Here is a 17,603-nt window from a genome sequence, read left to right as displayed (position 1 = left end):
GTACTATAGGTTTTGTCATTTAGGATTTATTGTCGAAAATTGACAATGTTTGTTGATATTGCCGCGGCGTGGAGGCGGTGTAGTTAACAAACATGCGATGGAGTTGGCTTTGATCGGCACATCCAACCTCGCTCGCAACATCTACGATACTCATGCCACTTTTGAGTAGCATCTTGGCTTGTTCCACACGTTGATTATTAACGAAGGCTTTCGGCGTAATGCCGTAATGCTTTTTAAAGGTACGGATTAATGTGGCTTGAGGCTGCTTGAACTCTTGAGCCATCGCTTGCAGTGGTGGTGCGCTGCTAATGTTTTGCAGCAAGCGCTGTGTTAAGGCATGCACTATCGGATTGGCTACATCATTAATAGTTTGGGGCGTGCAGTAACGGCATAACAGATAGCGCAAGTAGTCTGCGATGGCGAGCGCATCGGCGTCATGATTTTGATGGATAAATGCCGCTAGCAACGCATTGAAACGCTTGCTACCTGCCGTGGCGGCGACTTTATTTATGTTGCAGCTAAATTGGCGGACGGGGTATTCGTAGTGGGCGGATAGCACATCGCAACACCAAGCGTTGTCGATATAAAGCATGTGATAGCTGCGACTGCGATCAGCCAATGGATTACACGCGTGCACGATCTGCGGGGCAATGAGAATGATGTCGCCCTGTTCGAGCAGCAACTCCCCCTGCGGCAAAGATAGCTGAGTGGCGCCTGACAGCATAAGCCCCACCGAGAACTCAGCATGGCTGTGCGCCTTATACGCTTGCGTACTATCGCGCGTGGTGCGAATGGTCAGATATGGCAGTCGCTCGCTCACGCAAAATTGCTGCTGTACATCACGTGCAGTACGTTGTTTAGCTGAATGCTGAGCCACGCATTTCCTCCCAAATTAACCGTGTGGGTTATCTTAGGGCACTGCGCCTAAATCATCAAAAATTGTCTGCACCCATCAGTGAGCGGATGGTGCGGCGTATCTTGCGGTTGCCGCAGTGGTTGCGGGTGAACACTGCGGCCGTCTGTGGTTAGCTGCCCACGCTATCGCTTAATAGCTGGTGTTGCAGTGTGTGGAGATAGGCTTGTGCAAGATAGGCAAATCCGCGGTAAAAATCGCTGTCAGTGGTGTCGATGACCGTGTCGAGGAAGGTGAATATCCACGGCGCAGTGTGCAGCTGCAGCAAGGTATGCAACTGCTGTTGGTACAGCGCTGGGTTGTCACTCTGTGCCATGTTGTCCAATAACACCGCGATGGCTGCAAAGATCAACCCGGCGTGATCGAGCGGCTGATTACAGCTCAGTGAAAAACTGATCCCTACGGTTTTGAAAAACTGCATCAAGGCTTGGGTGCTGCTGCCGTTCAGCAGTTGCTGTTCATCGGTATACACTGAGCCCCAAGGCGGTGCTGCAGGCATTCTTGGGCCGATAAACAACCTGCCAAACTCAAGTTTTAATGGATGTAGACTATCTGGCGCCACGCTCCACTGCTGTAACAGTTCAAGTCCTTGGGTTTGTGCTGTGCTGGCCGATAGTGGTGGCCACGCATTGTTAGCAAAGATGTGTGCTAGTTGGCTGATGCTGGGCGCGGTTGGCTCGTTGAAAAACACATTGTGCAAGATATTGGCGATGGCACGTAGCTCGCTGAGATGTGCTGTGGCCGTGGTTGTCATACTTTGCTCCTGAGTGATTAAAATATGGCCGACACAACTTTTACCTTGTGTCGGCCATAGCAGGGACTACACTTCCGCCCAGTTCAGGATCTGGCCGCTTTTATCGCCGGTGGGTTTGGCATGGCGATTAGCTTTGATAATCAGATTCGGATGGGTAATTTCGGTTGATGGCAACGGCGCGATATTAGGTTCAATCGCGTCAGGATATTTGGCTCGCAGTTGTTCGATGGGCGCAAAGTCCAATGCACGTTGTGGGCACGCCTCAACACAGGTCGGCAATAACCCTTGGGCCAAGCGTTCGTAGCAACCATCACATTTGGTCATTACGCCCTTGTCGTTATCGATTTGCGGTGCGTCATATGGGCATGCGCGCGCACAACTGCCGCAGCCAATGCACACTTTGGCGTCAACATGGACTAAGCCATCTTCGCGGCGTTTATGCATGGCACCGGTCGGGCAGGCTTTGGTACACGCCGGTTCTGAGCAGTGATTGCAGCCGATGGAACTGTAATAGGCATACACATTCTGGTTCACGGTGCCGTCGCCATTTTGCGTCCATTGACCACCGGCAAATTCATATACGCGGCGCCAGTTGATACCGACAGGCAGATCTTTACGGTCTTTACAGGTCACTTGGCAGGTTTTACAGCCAGTACAGCGGGTTGCGTCAAAATAGAACCCGTACTGAATTTTAGTGTTCATTATCTATACTCCGTTAGGCTCTTTGAATTTCGACACGAATGCTATGTTGACCATTCCCCTTGGACAGTGGGGTTGGGCGGTGTGAGGTCAACACGTTGATATTGCCGCCTTTATCAATGCCATTTTCCATTTTGAGCCAAGCCCCTTGCCCTAAGGCGGCCACCCCCGGCATCACCCTTGGGGTCACTTTGACGTCCACTTCTATGGTGCCGCGACTGTTGAACACGCGCACTTTATCGCCGGTGCTCAGTCCGCGCTGATCGGCATCAATCGGGTTCATCCATACCGCATCTTGCACAGCTTCGCGTAACCAAGGCACATTGTGATAGCTTGAGTGCACGCGGCCTTTGGTGTGGTAGCCACTCAGTTGCAGTGGGTAGTCGTAGCGGGTCGCTTCATCTTCAAAGCCATCCCATGCTGGCACGTATTTCGGCAGGGCGGAGATAACATCGCCTTCGGCCAGTTGCCAGTGTTTAGCCAAATAAGCCAGCCGTTCAGAGTAGATCTCAATCTTGCCTGATGGCGTCGGTAGCGGGTTGGCGAGCGGATCTTCGCGGAACGCTTTGTTGGACAGGTAGGCACCATTTGGCAGGTATTTACGGTAGATCCCTTGCTTTAACATCACTTCTTTATCAGGTAAGCCGGGGTTCATCGCTTGGGTGGCGGCGTAGGCTTCATCCAGCCACTGTTTGTGGGATTTCCCTTGGGTAAATTCCGCTTCAATTCCCATACGTTTAGCTAAGCCGACGCACATTTCGTACAGCGGTTTACTCTCAAACATCGGCCCAACCGAGGTGCTCATCTGTACCAATGTTGCGGTATCACCCGCCACATGGCCTTGGTTAACAAGGTCTTCGGTTTCAACGTAGGTAACATCGGGCAGGATGATGTCAGCAAATTCAGCACTGGCGTTCATCACGTTATCAATCACCACAATGAACTCGCATTTGTTGTCGTCGGCCAACACTTTTCTGGAGTAGTTAACGTCGGCATTTTGGTTGATCAACCGGTTAGTCGCGTAGGCGACAATGGCTTTGATGTCGGTATCGAGTTTGCCATCGCCATTTTCGTCCAGTTCTTCGTCAGGCAGGATCACGCCGTCTTTGAGCACGGTGAGATCTTTGCCGTTTTCTACCGCTTCGATGAACTTGAAGAATGAGATACGTTTCTTCACTGGGTTGGCGTCATCACCCGCTTCGGCATGGCTCTCCATGTTGAACACATTCATCGATGCCGCCATCGGAATGCCACCGTGGTTGGTGCCCGGTAGCCCCACTTTGCCCAGCAAAATCGGCAGCATGAAGGCGGTGCGGACGTTGTTTTCACCCGCGGAGTGACGGCCAATAGACATCGCCACTTGTACAAATGGGGCTTGGGCATCAGCTAATTCATGCGCCAATTCGATGATCGTTGTCGCTGGAATACCGGTGATGGGTGCCGCCCAAGCTGGTGTTTTTGCATTGGCGCCGGCAGTGAGATCGCCAGCGACAGGATTGTCGAGAATGTACGCCTTGTAGCTTTCGCTATATGGCACATCGGCGGGCATGGTGTTCTCGTCATAGCCGACGCAATATTGATTGAGGAAGGCTTGGTTGACGCGATTTTCGCTGATCAACACGTAGGCAATCGCTTCCACTAAAGCGGCATCAGTGCCGGGGCGGATCGGGATCCACTGATCCTCTTTACCTAGGCTAGAGTCGGTATAACGTGGGTCGATGATAATGGTTTTGAAGTTATGTTGTTGCTTCTGTCTAACAAAGTCATAGCCTTGACCTGAGCCACTCATGCCCAATTCTGATGGGTTGTGACCAATCATGAGCACCAGATCTGAGTTCGCCATTTCTGCGATAGATGAACCAAAGAGGTAGTCTACCTCGGCACCATAAGTGTATTTACAGGCTTTGATATATTGGGCAAAACTGAAGTTGCCATAGTCGCCAAGGTAGCCGCCAGAGAGGTTGAGTAAGCGATTCAAACAGCCGCGGTTAGAGAAACTGTACATCGCGCCCGGGCCACCCAATGCATAAATCGCTTCGTTACCATATTGGTTAGCAATGCGTTTGAGCTGTGCGGCGACGGTGTCCAGTGCTTCATCCCAGCTGATACGTTCAAATTGGCCGCTGCCACGTGGTCCCACACGTTTCATCGGATATTTCAAACGCTCTGGCGCGTACACTCTTTTACGCAATGAACGGCCACGCAAACAGGCACGCACGTTATGGTTGCCATACTCATCGTCGGTGGTGAAGTTGGACTCAATGCGGGTAATCACTCCATCTCGCGAGAACACCCGCACCGGGCAGTGTGAACCGCAGTCTACGCAGCAGGCAGACCAATTGAGTTTTTCCTCGGTGAGCGCTGGTGCAGTGGGTGTCGGTTTGGCATCACTTGAGCTTGAATCACACGCGGATAACGTGGCCGCGCAGCCAAAGGCTGCACTGGCTTTTAAAAAATCACGTCTTTCCATAATTTACCTCTTTTATTTTTCGAAAGGGCACGACCTTCCGCTGGCTTGTTTATAGTGAGATGGAATAATTCAACATGAGCTGATGGGCGTTGTAGTTGTGGTCTAGCTCCCCGAGGGTGAGCAGACCATTGATTGCATCTACCGCCACATTGGCGTAGTCGGTGTCGTAGTAACGCTCGTATTGATAGTTGATACCGAGTTGGCTGCGCTCACTTAAGCGATACTTGGCGTAAAGGCTCAGTGAGTGGCTAAATTGGTAGTCATCGTCGTCTGGTGTGGTCACTGCCGATACATTGGCGTCGCTGCGGCTATTGCTAAAGGTGTAATCGCCGCCCAAGCTCAAGGTGTTTTGCAGCAGGCCGGAATATTCAAAACCACCGCCAGCTGAGACAAATTTATCGTGGATAGTCGCTTGCCACTGGTTGCTTGACTGGTTGGCATCAATCCACTGTTGGCTCACAAAGCTATACAGCGACAGATGCTTGGTGGCTAAATAATCCAACCCCAGTTGATAGCTGTAATCTTGGTCATCGGTCAGCCCAATCTTGGTGTGGTCGTAATCATCTTTGGCGTATTTCAGGTTCATGGTGACGGCCACCGATGACCACGGTTGGTGAAACAGTTTCAACTCTGTTTCAACGCGGTCTCTATCTGCCAGATAGAACATCCGCAGTAACGGATTGGTTTCTGTGGAGGTCAGTCGGTTGGCTTGGTAGTGGCTGCCGTCGCGTTGGCTTAAGCCGCCTTTTAGCTCAACTTTCCAGCCCGCCCATTGGCTGACTTTTAGCTTGGCCCACAGTTGCTGTTCATCGGTAGTTTCACGGTCGCTGAAGCTACGTTCGTTGCGGTCAAACTGGTAACCCGCATCTAAGCGGTAACCGCTGGCGAGGCGATATTGAAATTTGGCACTGCCTTTGGTGGCTTTGGTATCAAGCAGCACATTGGTAAACGCTAAGCCGGTTTTGGCGTTGAAATCCAATTGGGGAAACTCAAACCGTGAACTCTGGTTGTCACGCTCGTTATAGCGGCCATTGAATACCAGCCGCAGTTTATCGGTGGCCATCAACAGGTAATTGGCATTGATATCTAAGGTGTTGAGCTGTCCATCCCAATTTTGAATCGGGCTGATCTGTGCGTTGACAAGAGCATCGTCTTGAATGATGCGACCGGCAGCGACGCTGGCATCAAAGACACTTTGCTGACCACGAATGTTGCCCGATAGCGTCACTTGGTGGGCTTCGTTGTCCGGATCTGGTGCCAATAAGCTGCCGAAAGTGTCGTGATACACCTCTTGCACATGGTTATTATAAAAGCTGCCAGCGTAGGCCAGCGTGGTTAACCAGTTGCTGCCACTCAAGCTGGACGATGCCAGCAGTTCATCTGTACGGCTATCAATGGTTTGCGCAAGATTCAGCGGGCGACGTGTGGTCACCGAGACCCGTTTGTGTCCCTGTTTTTCCTCACTGTGAAAGGCCACATCGCCGCTTAAATCGAGCCCGAACCACTCAGTTTGGGCATCAGCACCTAAGGTCACGCGGTTGCGTTCGACGCCCAAAACGGGCGAATAAACCGCGCCAGAGGTGAGTTGGTCATCACCAAAGTAATAAGTGGTGGTGGCTTTATCACTCTTGAGATAATTCCGTTGCTCATAGTTAGCGTATAGCTTGAGGTTATCTTTACTGATCGACAGCCCAGCATCGCCGTTGCGCATGCCGAGATTATGCGCAGTAGAAGCTATGCGCCAGCCTTCTTGGTTGATGTTCAGCCAACCATTTAATGCGGTCACCGCGCCAGTGTCTTGCTGCCCTAATGCATTGGCGGCGTGAATGTCGTCAATTTGGCTGAACCCGACACTGACGGTCAGTTCACCGCTTAACCGTTCAGGTGTCTGGCAACCTTTGCATTGCCACTGTGCCGCTTTGATGTTGCTGGTATTGGCGTTGCTTAAGCTGAAATCCACTGCCATTGCGGGCGTGGTGGCGCATGCGACAGCCAAAGCGATAAGAGTAAGTTTCATGATCTTCTCCCTCTAGCGCTGTAGCGCCTTTCCTTGTGGATGATTTGAGCCGTGAATTTGGCTATGGCAATTCAAGCAACTGCCACCTGCGGTGAACGCCGAATCGCCGTTGGCACCGTAAGGGCGCGAACTGTGCACGTTGCTGGCATGACATTGCTGGCATAGCAGTGGTGCGCGGGCTTTCAGCAAACTGTTATTCACACTGCCGTGAGGACTGTGGCAGTTATCGCAGCTATCGGTTACCGGCGCGTGTTCCCACAATTTCGGACCACGTTTTTCGGCATGGCAGCTGTAGCAAGTGTCGTTTAAGGTCTTTTTGTTGAGGGCGGCTTCGGTCTGGCTACCGTGCGGGTTGTGGCAATCGCTACATTGCATTTCGTTGGATTTCAATGGATGGCTAGAGCGTTCATTGATCTCCATTTTCTGTTGCGTATGGCAGTTGGTGCAGACAGTATTTTGGCCATTCGGCTGTAAAATCGGGTCTTTAGCGGTATGGATTTGGTGGCAACTGGCGCAGCTCATTCCTTCTAAATTGTGCACCGATGCATGCCAACTTTGGCGTTGAGTGTCTTGGTGGCAACTCAGGCACACACTATTTTGTGCTTCAGCGGTGGCGGAGGCGTTCGCACCAAAATCAATCATGGGTTCCTTACCGCCACGGTTGTGGTTACCCAGTGGGCCATGGCAAGCCTCACATTGCAGTCCTGCCATCGGGCTTTTGCCGGTTTTTGCGCCATGTACCCCTTGGAAAATCTCCATGACTTTGGCATTTTTCTTGTGGCACATCAGGCAAGTATCTGCGCCTTTGGGTGAATAATGTCCCTCTTCAAATTTTTTGGTGAGTGTTTGCATGACCGCTTCTTGCCCTCGGTCGCTCCATGGCGATGTTTGCCCTGAAAACGAGATGAAGCAAAAAGCCATCATTGTCGCTATTGATAGTTTTGCATTGCAGGTAAGCATTACTTTGCCCTTTATAAATGGGTAACCATTCTTATCAGTGGTTTTGTGTGGGCGATGGTAATTTGATCTTTACATACCTACCAGTAGGTATGTAAATGAATGTGAAGCACTGCAAAATCTATTTCCACAGTGAGACTGAGGTCATTATTTTATTTAAATTAGTAGTTTAATATTTAGTAATTCATGTTTTATATTGCATGTTATTTGTAATATAAAAGATTGAGGTGGTTATAGGTGTTTGATATTATTTGTATTCATTTAATTGCTAATATTTGGAGCGCACGTGGCAAGACGTACCAAGGCTGAAGCTGAAAAGACCAAGAGTGCGCTATTAGCCTCTGCGGTAGTGCTGTTCAGTGAACAGGGCGTGGCAAAAACCACATTAGATGATATTGCTACCGCAGCAGGAGTCACTAAGGGCGCTTTTTATTGGCATTTTAAAAATAAAACAGAACTCTTATTAGCCATTAGAGATCGATATATTACGTTTCTCGAACGTGGTTTATTTATTGATAAGTTGAAACAGGCCAAAGATATAACAGCGATTATTAATGTATGGTCAGATTTTTTTAAAGTGTTCGAACATTCAGAAGAGATCCATAGATTTAAAAAAGTGGTTGTTAAATGCGACGATGCTAATTTATTTATTCAACTATTAGTGGATGAACACCATCAATTAGAAGGCGTGCGCCAAGTGGTAGCCGAATCATTGGCGGCGCTGCCCGCATCCGCTTGGCAATCAGCCAAGGTTGGCAACTGCCAGTTAATCGCGAATATGGTGGTGGACTATGTGGATAGTTACATCTACCGCCAAATCGTGGTGGAGCGCAGCATTTCAGCACAAGAGATTATTGAATCGGTGAAGATTATCTTCAGAGGCGGCGGAGTGATTGTCGCCGATTGAGAGCAGCATTAACGCATGTTGAGTTGTTCGCTACGTTGTTGACGCCGTAATGTTTTTAATTGATCTGCCAATTGTTGCATCAACTGCACCTGATGCACTGCTGACGCATGCAATTGCTCAGCCTGTATGCTTGCCGCCAAGCGGCTACTTATGCTGATGATCAGGTCTTCAGCTTGGGTTAGCGGTTGCTGCGTTGCCTTGAAGAACAGCAACCTAAAAGCACAAAACAACACCGCCACCAGTAGGTTGTCGTCCCAGTCATCTTTGTCCCACGCTTGTTCCGCAAACGCCAAGGCCACGGCGAGATTACACACAGTGGCTAAAGAAGTAGCGCCCACGAGCAGTTCCTGAATCATTGGCTCAGAGCTTAGGCGTAAGCGCATCTGTTCGGCCAATTCCGATTTTTGCCACTGCTGAGTAACCGCATCTGAAAAGCGCATTTTCGTCCTAATACCGCACGTATGGCGGTGATTTGCTGAGGTTGGTGGCGCTAACTTTGCTTTAGATACGTGGGCGTTTGCAACATGGCAACCGATAAGCTTGCGATGGGTCACATTGTGTTTGGTGCAGCGACAACGCCCTATGGAGCAGGCGTGGTGGTTAACACTGCCGCCCACTGATGAATGGGCGGCGAGTGGATGAATGCGATGCCGTTATTTGATGGCCTAGCCAGCGTTGGCCTTAATACGCTTTGATAAACGGTTGCAGCATTTTATGGATTGCCTGACGTCCTTGTGCGGAATCGTAAGGCGCGCCTTCGGCAATTTCATCAGCTTTATCAAAGAAGAGCTGGAACATGAAATCTTCACCGACTTTTTTCTGGATCTCCATGCGCGGGTTTTGGGCGATCAGTTGTTGCCACACGTAGCGTACGTCAGCCCAGAATGGTGCGGTTTTTTTCCAGTACTCGTCGCCGGGAGTGTAATCAAGGCCCACAATACGCTCGTAGCGGGCAATCCCCAGTTCTTTGGCGAGATAGGGCACGGCTTGGGCCGGTTGGCCGTTATCATCCAATACCAGTTTGAGGTTTTCCTCTTCTTGCACCCAGCCGCTTGGCAGAATGGTGTGTCGGTTGGTGCCTTCTAACACGTGATAATCATCGCGGACACTGCCTTCACGTCTTGGCAATGGTCGCCAAGTGTCGGCGCTCTTCCAGCTTGAGAAACCGGCGTTGTGTTGCCATTGACCATAGGATTCGTAGCGCGGTGAGTCATCCACCTGATAGACCGCTTGTGCCCAAGTTCCTTTGACGTCGGAAGGCTTAAGTGACTGCTGTTGCCATTTGTTATGGCCAACATAAGCGAACAGTTCGGTCTTTTCATATTGCCAATCTTGGCGCCAGTGTTTCATCACCATCGGGGCCGAAGTTGAGCCGTCTTCTTGCTGGTAATACATCACCATAATATGTTGCAGGCTGATAAAGTCGCCTTTGTCTTCAGCAACATAGATGTACTCTGTGCCCCATGATTGATACGGTCGCGTGGGCTGGAAATCTGGAGTGAATCCGGCGATTTCGAGAAAGTCGAAGCTCACGCGATAAGGCCCCGCCATGGCGAGGATGGCGCGGCGATCTTGCTCAAATTTGCTGAGGTTGGCTTCGTGAATCGATTGCCAGCCAGCGTAGGGCTGTGGCGCGAGGGTGTTGTTAATCCCTACTTTGCTGCCGCCGCGCGGTTTCATCGCGCAGGCATCCAGTAACTGCCAAGCAAAGGTAAATTGTTTGCTGTTAGCGCAATCGGTGGGTTGTTGCTCTTTAGCAGGCGCGACGGCGCTGATAACGAGACTCATAACGGCGATGATAGCGATAGTCATACGTTGTATTAGCTGTTTTTTATACATGGTGTGGTTCTTTTTATCTATGGACGATGTGGGTGATGTAACCAAGGCCGTGGCGTTAGTTTTTATCGGCCACTAACAACACGCCAAACTCCTGTGATGGGGTATAGGCGTAGGTTTCGGCGTTAAAAATGCTGTAGGTCCACACGTTGGTGCCGTCACCAGCGGAGGTGTTGCTCCACAGGTAGGTGGACAGATCGCCCAATTCCGCTTGGGCAAACGCACTGTTGAATGCGCGGCCATTCATGGCGGGGCTATGACAAGCCGCCTCGGTGAGCGACATCAGCTCTTTGATGTTGGGCAAGCGCCAGTTAGCTATGCCAGCAAACTGGTGCAGCGCGTGATTATTTTCTGCCGCATCAATACTTTGTACTTGGGTTAACGCGCTTTGCCATGTATGCAAAGTGGCGGCACCGCTGCAAACACCGTTGCTGCTGTCCCAAGTCATACCGAGTGGGCAACGCATCCACACCAGACCGGTTTGCAAATCTTCAACGGTGCCATTGGATGACACAGCAAAACGGGTGTTAGGCGCGGTGCGGGGGATATCGGTCTGACACTCTTGCGCGGCATACAAGCTGGTGGATAACAGCATGCCGCTGATTAAGGTGATGAGTTTTTTCATGCTTATTCTCCTTTAGTCGCGGTCAGGCGTACTGGCAACTGATATGACGCTGAGTCCGTGTCGTAGCTTTCATCTTGTACGGTGATAAAGCTGCGGCTGCCGCGATAGTCTGCAGTGCGGGTAGTGATGTAGGGGTAATACATGGTGTGCTCTTCGGCATAGGCGGCGTATTGGCTAAAGGCCACATTGTCTGACCATACGGCGCCGTAGCCGTAGTCTGGTCCAAACCCTTGATTAGGGAAGTATTTGACGCTAAAGCCATACAGATTGTCGTTGGCGTCGGTGGCGGTTTCGCCAAAATCAATCAGGTTGAAAATTTCACCATCGGTAGGTAGACGCCAGTTGCTCACGCCGCACAGCGTTTGGGTGTTGACGTAGTCGACATAATCTTTGGTGGTGCAGATATTGTCGCCTGCGGCAGTACAACCCGCTTGTGCAATATCGGTAGCGTGCGGTTTGAAGCGGTCGGCCAGTTCAAGGGCAAACAGACGTTCTTTGTGGCGTACCGATTGGGCGTCGTCGAGTTTGTTTTCCCAAATCAGGCCGCTACGTTGATCGAGTACGCAGCTCCATTGGGCGGCGTCATCGGCCAGTTCATTACCTGCTGCATCGAGTTTGACGAACTGAAAACCTTTGCCTGTGGTCGTTTGGACGTCAGTTTTATCAAAACCATAGTCGGCGTCTTGTCCCGGATAGTCGGCCGGTGCGGCGCTAACATCACTGCTGTCATCGCTAAAGTAGAGGGTCACACCGGTGTCGTTCAGCGCGGTCGCGGTGCCAGCCAGTTGTTTGAGGCTAGCGACGAGCTGGCTCATCTGTGCTTCGGTGATGACTGGCTCAGAGGTCAAGTTCACCGCATCATTGAGGTTATACGTGAGCAGGCGTTCGACTTGAAGATCTTGGCTGTCGCTGATCAAGGCAAACGCTTCGGTCAAGTGGGTTTCTAGCGTGGTCAATTCAGCTGCGGTGAGGTTGTCTAGCAGTGAGCCAGACAAGTTGAGACCGGCATCGCTGAGTTGTTGCTGCACCACTTGCGCCGCTTGCTCTAAGGTTTGCCCAGCTACCATCTGCGCCGCAATAAGCGTGGTGACGCCATTGATCACGTTGCCGGTTTCTAGCGTTCGCGCCGGTGCCAAATAGTGCACGTTCGCGTGAGTGGCAATCAGCGGTTTACTGTAGATAGTGCGATCAGTGCTGGTGAGGCTAAACTCTCCGCTATTGTTGGCATTGGTGCTTGGTTCATTACTATCACAGAGATAGTTTTCGTTGATATCCACACATACCGACGTATCAGTATCTGCGCCTGCGACCGTCACGCTGCCGGCAATGGTGTAGGTTGGGATACTGGTTTCATTATTGGTGTCGCTGTCTCCGCCACTGCCGCCACAACCGGCGAGCAACAAAGCGATAGCGACGCACGAATACGGATGTTTCATAGTCTCTCCTTGTTAAAAATTGATACGTTTTAATCGGTTAATCACAGTCCACGCTGCTCGCGTGTGGTCCAACGCCAGAGGAGCGGCAGTAATAGCCACAGCAGGCTGGCAGGCGATGTGGCGCCGCCAGACGAGGACGATGCGGCGGGCTCGGGCGTTGCTGGTGGTTCAGGCGTTGTTGGCGGTGGTTCAACGGCGGGCGTGCCGCAATCGTAATTGTCGAAGTGGCTGACGCCCCATTGATTAAGCGTGCCAGTGTCGCCCGCACTGCTGTCGGTGATCTCCAACATCCACAACCCTTGGGTGGGTTCATTGGCCAGCGCCGCGAGCTGCGGGTCATGCGCAAAGGTGAAATAGTCTTTGATCGCCTGACGGGTGCTTAAGGCGTGATCAAACAGGGTGACTTTGGTGCCACTCGGTGAGGTGAGCGTCACTCTCAGGTCCTGCGGCTGGCTATGGCTGATGTCGAGATAGACCGCAAACTGGTTATCAACGCGCTTATCGGCATCGGTTAAGGTGATGGTGTATACCTTAGTGCCGGACACCAGTTGCCCGTTGTTCAGTTGTCTGGCATCGGGAATGGTGGAGTTTTCCATTTTGGCGGCGTGCGCTAACGCGGGCGTGCCAACAATCAGCGTGGTGGTGTGTTGCCACGGTTGTGATTGCAGTCGTTCGGCGTAGCGGTAGTTGAGATCAAAACTTGCCGTTAGCGCGACGCCACACTGTCCGTCAGTTGGCAGCACTTGGCTAAGTGTTAGCTCGCTGAACGCGGCATTGTTCAGCGCTTGGCTTTGTGAGCCCACTTGCCAACTGCCGTTGATTGCGGCTTGTCGGCCGGTGGGTTGCAGTGATACCTCAATCGGACTGTCTGCCGCCAGATAACGCGCCGCATATTCTGCGGTGAATGCTGGCTTGAGTAATCCATGTCGGCGAAAGTTGCTCTCCAGTATGGTGCGATAGTCTTTATCGGGATAAAGCTGCGCGGCGGCGTACAAGGTGCTCTCGGCAAGATCGTGCATTTTCATGCCTCTGCCGGTGCCATACATGCCTTCAAGCACAATGCGATTAAACTCGTCGAATGCGACGTCACCATAGGTGGTTACGGCGGTTTGTAGCGCTTGGAACAACGGCGTTGACCACAGTTCATCCCCCAAGGTGCCACCCACGCTGATATGGGGTTGGTACTCGGCGGTTTCGTAATATTTTGCTTGTAAGTTAGCTAAGCTGCGGGTGGCGATGCTGGTGCCAAAGTAGCCGTCCCAGTTGAATACCGTGGCTAATTCAAATTCATCGTGGCGGCGTGCGGCATCTTGATACTGCACGCGATAGCTATAACTACCGGCCCAATAATCACCAAAACCTTCACCAATCGCGCCGGTATGGCCGTAGCCCCAATCCGGTACGATGGCGTAAGACAAGCCATGGCCGAGTTCATGAATAATCACATCGGCGTCCAGCGCATCGGGTGATGGTCCACCCACGCCAAACAGCGCAGCATTTGGTCCTTTATAAAAGGCGGAATTGTTGCTCGCAAGGCCACGCGCATCAAACTCCAGCGGCTGGTTAAACAGTGAAAATCCCAGTGACGACACATAATCAAGCGAGGCGTTTAAATGATAAAACGCCATCACTTGGGCAAAACGTGGGTCATCCACGGTGAGGTTGGCTAGCTCGGCGATTGAGCTAAAACTCGTTACCGCGCCAGCCGTGACAATATCGCTATTGTCGCTGCTGGCTGGTTGACCATTGGCTGCTGGTGATACCAGTGCTTCCGCGTCCACTTGCCGTAACTGCTGGTTGGCGAGGTAGTAACGGCCATCTGCTTGTAACAGCGCGGCCGGGCGCAGCAGGTACTGATACGGTTGCGGATACTCCGCAAGGCTTTGCCATGGCGTGTCAGGGGCGGGCTGGCGTTGCATGGTGCGCAAATCTGGCTCAAATACCGCCACTTGGGCGTCAACCAGTTGCCCGTTAGCCACCGCTGGTGGGCGTTGTGCTTGCAATGTGCGCGGGTTTTCCAATTCTGCGGCAATGAGCGGGTCGCCATTGCGCACTATGGTGTTAGCCAAACTCAAAAATATCCGCGTCACCACATTGTCGTTATTGGTGGATAACACCACGGCTTGCTGCGCTTGATAGTTACCGTCAAGCAACACATCAAAGTTGTAGTGATGCCCCAGTAATGAATCGGTGCGATAGCGGAAACGATAGTGACCTTGGTCGCCATATTGCGCGTTGAGATAATCCAGCGCTTGGGCTGCATTCTCAATATGGAACTGCTCGGCGGGATAGTCCCAATCGGCGGCAGTGGCATTCATTGAGCACAGCACCCCGGCGCTGGCGGCGATGACCGTTAAAGAGAGTAATTTCATCATGGTGCTCTATAGCGTGTAGCGAAGGTTGATGGTGACGTAGCGCCCCGGCTCGGTGGCAAAATGGGCATCACTGGCGGCGGTGCCAGCCACGTCCTGATAGCGCACGTAATGACGATCGAGCAAGTTGTAGATATTGGCGCTCACGCTGAAACTGTCGGACAGCGCGTAACTCATGCCACTATCGAGCGTGACCCAACCGCTGGTGGCGGCACAAGCAACGGTCATTTGCAGGTCGGTTTCACACGTGGGCACGCGATCCATGCTGCTGGCCCAGTTGATGGCGAGATAACTCTCTAGGGCGCCGGTGTCGAAGTTAAGTGACACGTTGCCTTCGAGCGGCGTGATGGTGCGAACGTACTCATCATCGGCATTTTTGCCGTTCACATAGCCCGCTTTGGCTGATAACGACCATTGATGGTTAAATTTGTATTGCCCAAATACCTCCGAGCCGTAGGTGCTGACCCCAGCAATGTTTTGATATTGGCGTTGGAATAGCCCTGTGCTTTGGTCAAAACCAATCAAGGCGACATCAATAAAATCGTTAAATTTTTGGTAGTAGGCGGCCCAATAGAGTTTGACGCGGCCGTTATCGTACTTGGCACCAATTTCGTAGGCGTCGCTGGTCTCTGCTTTTAGTGCCAGATTGGGCACGATCACGAATGGCGTAAACGGCACAAAATCATGCAGCGAGAAACCATAGGCTTTGTTGTAATCCGGCGCGCGAAAACCGTGGTTGTACGAGGTGTATACATTCAAATGGTTGGCCAACGCGTAGGACAGCGACAACGATGGCGATAATTCGTTACTGTTGATCGCTTCCAGCGGGTAACCGGAGATGCTGTCTTCACCATCTGGCACTAAGCGGCGCGCATCAAATCGGAGTCCAGTGGTCAAGGTCCAACGCGCCACACTCATCACATCACGAAAATAGACGCCTGCCTCGTAACTGTCAGACGGCGCAAAAGGCTCTTTGGCAACGTTGGTCACGCCACGCCAATCTAACACTTGGTCACGATCCGTACGGGAAAAGCTCCGTTGGGTAAAATCGGCGCCATAGGCGATGTCATGGCTCCATGTGCCTAAGGTGCGACTCAACGACAGATCACTATTGAAACCGAAGGTGTCATCGCTAAAGGTTTGCGTTTCAAGCTCACGTCGTCTGATGGTGAGATCGTTTTGATCTTGGCGATTCATCAACCGATTGGTGAAGTTATCGGTGTCGGTGCTGCGCCAAAACAAGGTGCCAGTGAGTTCATCAAACCAAGCGGTTTTTGCGCGGTATTCCACGCCGACCTGGCCGTTGATCTCGCGAATTTCGCGCTGCTCGTTAAACGCACCAATTTGCCACACGCCATCGTTTTGTATCGAGGCGCGGCCTTCATTACGCCGTTGTTTGTCTTGATAATATTCAGCTTGCGCCCGCAGCGTTAACGCCGGGCTGAGCTGCTGGGTGATGTTCAGTTCGCTGCTGTATCCCTTGATATCGCGCGCCACCAAATCGCCGTCGAAGTTTTGGCTCTCATCGCCTTGCCAGCCGCTGACGTTCAACAAACTCTCGGTGTCGCCAGCGCGGAATGCCACGTTGGTTGAGCTGCGTAATTTGTTGCTGATGCCAGAGTAAGTTAATGAGGTGTCAGCATAAAAATTATCGGCCGCCAGATAATCCTCTGGCTGTTTAGTATGAATAATGACCGCGCCGCCGAGCGCGCCAGAACCATAAACCGATGAACTCGCGCCTTTGACAATTTCGATAGATTTGACCGTAGAAAGGTCAAAAGAGTTACGGCCCACCTGGTCATTAAGATCGGCGGCACCATAGCCGTCAGAAGAGGGCACGCCATCGCGTACAATACTGATTTTGTTGCCCGTCATGCCACGAATGACGATATTTTGCGGCGTGCCAGCGGAGCCAGTTACGCTCACCCCAGGTTCATTACGCAAAGCGTCAAATAATTCGGTTTGTCCCTTCTTTTGCAGCGTCTCACCATCAATGACCACGATAGAACCAGCCACTTCAGAAAGTGATTGCTCAATCTTATTGGCGGTAACCACGATCACCTCCATATCGTCGCTGACGTCTGTCTGTGCCGCCGTTGCAGCGCTTACGATAAGTGAACTCACCACGGAAAGTGAGAGACTAATTCCCTTCATTTCAGTACCTTAACCCAGATTTTTAAGACTCTTGCAAGTCATGTTTTTAGTGATGTAGTTCACATCTTCATAATATAGGGCGCGAATACTAATCAATAATGTTAATGATTACAATTATCATTTACAAATGGTGCTTGTTTGTAAAAATTGGGGAAATACGCCAAAGAGTTGAGTGTTAGTTCATGATTTTTATAGCGATTAATATCGATGTGAACGAGGTAAGGATGAGCAGGATGTAACGACGGTCAACCGATCTTAGTCTCGGCGGGGCAACTCAATCGACTTGCTGACCCTTGCTGAACATTTGCCGCCGATAACATGTGATTCTGGTAAGAAAAGTAAGGTACCGTGCCGTATCAGGTTGATTGCTAATACAGCAAACTGCAAGGGCTAGCATGGCATGCTCAACCAGCAAGTGAACGTGAAGTTGGTTAAATTTTAATAGCTCAGTTGTTGATGTTAC

General features: G+C 51.4%; 13 protein-coding genes. 1 reads left to right on the top strand and 12 read right to left on the bottom strand.

What is annotated here, in order from left to right; genetic code table 11:
- Positions 1–19: 19 nt before the first annotated feature.
- The 6 genes from L9G74_RS06600 to L9G74_RS06575 all read right to left on the bottom strand — a co-directional run bounded on the left by L9G74_RS06600 (position 20) and on the right by L9G74_RS06575 (position 7,813).
- Entirely contained in the window at positions 20–877 is an 858-nt protein-coding gene (locus L9G74_RS06600; RefSeq protein ID WP_238895504.1) for a helix-turn-helix domain-containing protein, read from the bottom strand.
- Between the two features lie 148 nt (positions 878–1,025).
- Positions 1,026–1,667: a TorD/DmsD family molecular chaperone gene (locus L9G74_RS06595; RefSeq protein ID WP_238895503.1), complete on the bottom strand. Its 642-nt coding sequence runs from the start codon at positions 1,665–1,667 to the stop codon at positions 1,026–1,028.
- A gap of 66 nt (positions 1,668–1,733) precedes the next feature.
- Positions 1,734–2,369, bottom strand: coding sequence for a DMSO/selenate family reductase complex B subunit (locus tag L9G74_RS06590; protein WP_238895502.1), 636 nt, complete (start codon positions 2,367–2,369; stop codon positions 1,734–1,736).
- Positions 2,370–2,382: 13 nt separating this feature from the next.
- Entirely contained in the window at positions 2,383–4,836 is a 2,454-nt protein-coding gene (locus tag L9G74_RS06585; protein WP_238895501.1) for a DMSO/selenate family reductase complex A subunit, read from the bottom strand.
- A gap of 49 nt (positions 4,837–4,885) precedes the next feature.
- Positions 4,886–6,853, bottom strand: a complete 1,968-nt coding sequence (locus L9G74_RS06580; RefSeq protein WP_238895500.1) for an MtrB/PioB family decaheme-associated outer membrane protein — start codon at positions 6,851–6,853, stop codon at positions 4,886–4,888.
- Positions 6,854–6,865: 12 nt separating this feature from the next.
- Positions 6,866–7,813, bottom strand: a complete 948-nt coding sequence (locus L9G74_RS06575; protein WP_438944551.1) for a DmsE family decaheme c-type cytochrome — start codon at positions 7,811–7,813, stop codon at positions 6,866–6,868.
- 283 nt (positions 7,814–8,096) lie between these two features.
- Between L9G74_RS06575 and L9G74_RS22300 the strand changes: the two genes are divergently transcribed.
- Positions 8,097–8,717 (top strand): TetR family transcriptional regulator, encoded by a 621-nt coding sequence (locus L9G74_RS22300; protein ID WP_326521505.1) that lies wholly within the window; start codon positions 8,097–8,099, stop codon positions 8,715–8,717.
- Between the two features lie 8 nt (positions 8,718–8,725).
- On the opposite strand, the gene L9G74_RS06565 is transcribed toward L9G74_RS22300, so the two are convergent.
- The 6 genes from L9G74_RS06565 to L9G74_RS06540 all read right to left on the bottom strand — a co-directional run bounded on the left by L9G74_RS06565 (position 8,726) and on the right by L9G74_RS06540 (position 17,140).
- Positions 8,726–9,157, bottom strand: coding sequence for a hypothetical protein (locus tag L9G74_RS06565; protein WP_238895498.1), 432 nt, complete (start codon positions 9,155–9,157; stop codon positions 8,726–8,728).
- 241 nt (positions 9,158–9,398) lie between these two features.
- Positions 9,399–10,556 carry a DUF6607 family protein gene (locus L9G74_RS06560; protein WP_238895497.1) on the bottom strand — a complete coding sequence of 386 codons (1,158 nt, stop codon included), beginning with the start codon at positions 10,554–10,556 and terminating at the stop codon, positions 9,399–9,401.
- A 55-nt stretch (positions 10,557–10,611) separates the two neighbouring features.
- Positions 10,612–11,178 (bottom strand): Lcl C-terminal domain-containing protein, encoded by a 567-nt coding sequence (locus tag L9G74_RS06555; RefSeq protein WP_238895496.1) that lies wholly within the window; start codon positions 11,176–11,178, stop codon positions 10,612–10,614.
- Between the two features lie 2 nt (positions 11,179–11,180).
- Positions 11,181–12,614: an Lcl domain-containing protein gene (locus L9G74_RS06550; RefSeq protein ID WP_238895495.1), complete on the bottom strand. Its 1,434-nt coding sequence runs from the start codon at positions 12,612–12,614 to the stop codon at positions 11,181–11,183.
- A gap of 41 nt (positions 12,615–12,655) precedes the next feature.
- Complete coding sequence (locus L9G74_RS06545; RefSeq protein ID WP_238895494.1) at positions 12,656–14,989, bottom strand: proprotein convertase P-domain-containing protein; 2,334 nt, start codon at positions 14,987–14,989, stop codon at positions 12,656–12,658.
- Between the two features lie 6 nt (positions 14,990–14,995).
- Positions 14,996–17,140 carry a TonB-dependent hemoglobin/transferrin/lactoferrin family receptor gene (locus tag L9G74_RS06540; RefSeq protein WP_238895493.1) on the bottom strand — a complete coding sequence of 715 codons (2,145 nt, stop codon included), beginning with the start codon at positions 17,138–17,140 and terminating at the stop codon, positions 14,996–14,998.
- Between the last annotated feature and the right edge of the window lie 463 nt (positions 17,141–17,603).

It is taken from the genome of Shewanella electrica (genome assembly GCF_022321485.1).
Lineage (GTDB): Bacteria > Pseudomonadota > Gammaproteobacteria > Enterobacterales > Shewanellaceae > Shewanella > Shewanella electrica.
Note: the sequence above shows the minus strand (reverse complement) of the source record. Positions and strands in the feature narration are given on the sequence as shown.

Coding starts and splice junctions, on each gene's coding strand:
- L9G74_RS06545 (WP_238895494.1), bottom strand. CDS start 14,989: ATGATGAAATTACTCTCTTTAACGGTCATCGCCGCCAGCGCCGGGGTG.
- L9G74_RS06565 (WP_238895498.1), bottom strand. CDS start 9,157: ATGCGCTTTTCAGATGCGGTTACTCAGCAGTGGCAAAAATCGGAATTG.
- L9G74_RS06540 (WP_238895493.1), bottom strand. CDS start 17,140: ATGAAGGGAATTAGTCTCTCACTTTCCGTGGTGAGTTCACTTATCGTA.
- L9G74_RS06580 (WP_238895500.1), bottom strand. CDS start 6,853: ATGAAACTTACTCTTATCGCTTTGGCTGTCGCATGCGCCACCACGCCC.
- L9G74_RS06595 (WP_238895503.1), bottom strand. CDS start 1,667: ATGACAACCACGGCCACAGCACATCTCAGCGAGCTACGTGCCATCGCC.
- L9G74_RS06590 (WP_238895502.1), bottom strand. CDS start 2,369: ATGAACACTAAAATTCAGTACGGGTTCTATTTTGACGCAACCCGCTGT.
- L9G74_RS06585 (WP_238895501.1), bottom strand. CDS start 4,836: ATGGAAAGACGTGATTTTTTAAAAGCCAGTGCAGCCTTTGGCTGCGCG.
- L9G74_RS06560 (WP_238895497.1), bottom strand. CDS start 10,556: ATGTATAAAAAACAGCTAATACAACGTATGACTATCGCTATCATCGCC.
- L9G74_RS06550 (WP_238895495.1), bottom strand. CDS start 12,614: ATGAAACATCCGTATTCGTGCGTCGCTATCGCTTTGTTGCTCGCCGGT.
- L9G74_RS06575 (WP_438944551.1), bottom strand. CDS start 7,813: ATGCTTACCTGCAATGCAAAACTATCAATAGCGACAATGATGGCTTTT.
- L9G74_RS06555 (WP_238895496.1), bottom strand. CDS start 11,178: ATGAAAAAACTCATCACCTTAATCAGCGGCATGCTGTTATCCACCAGC.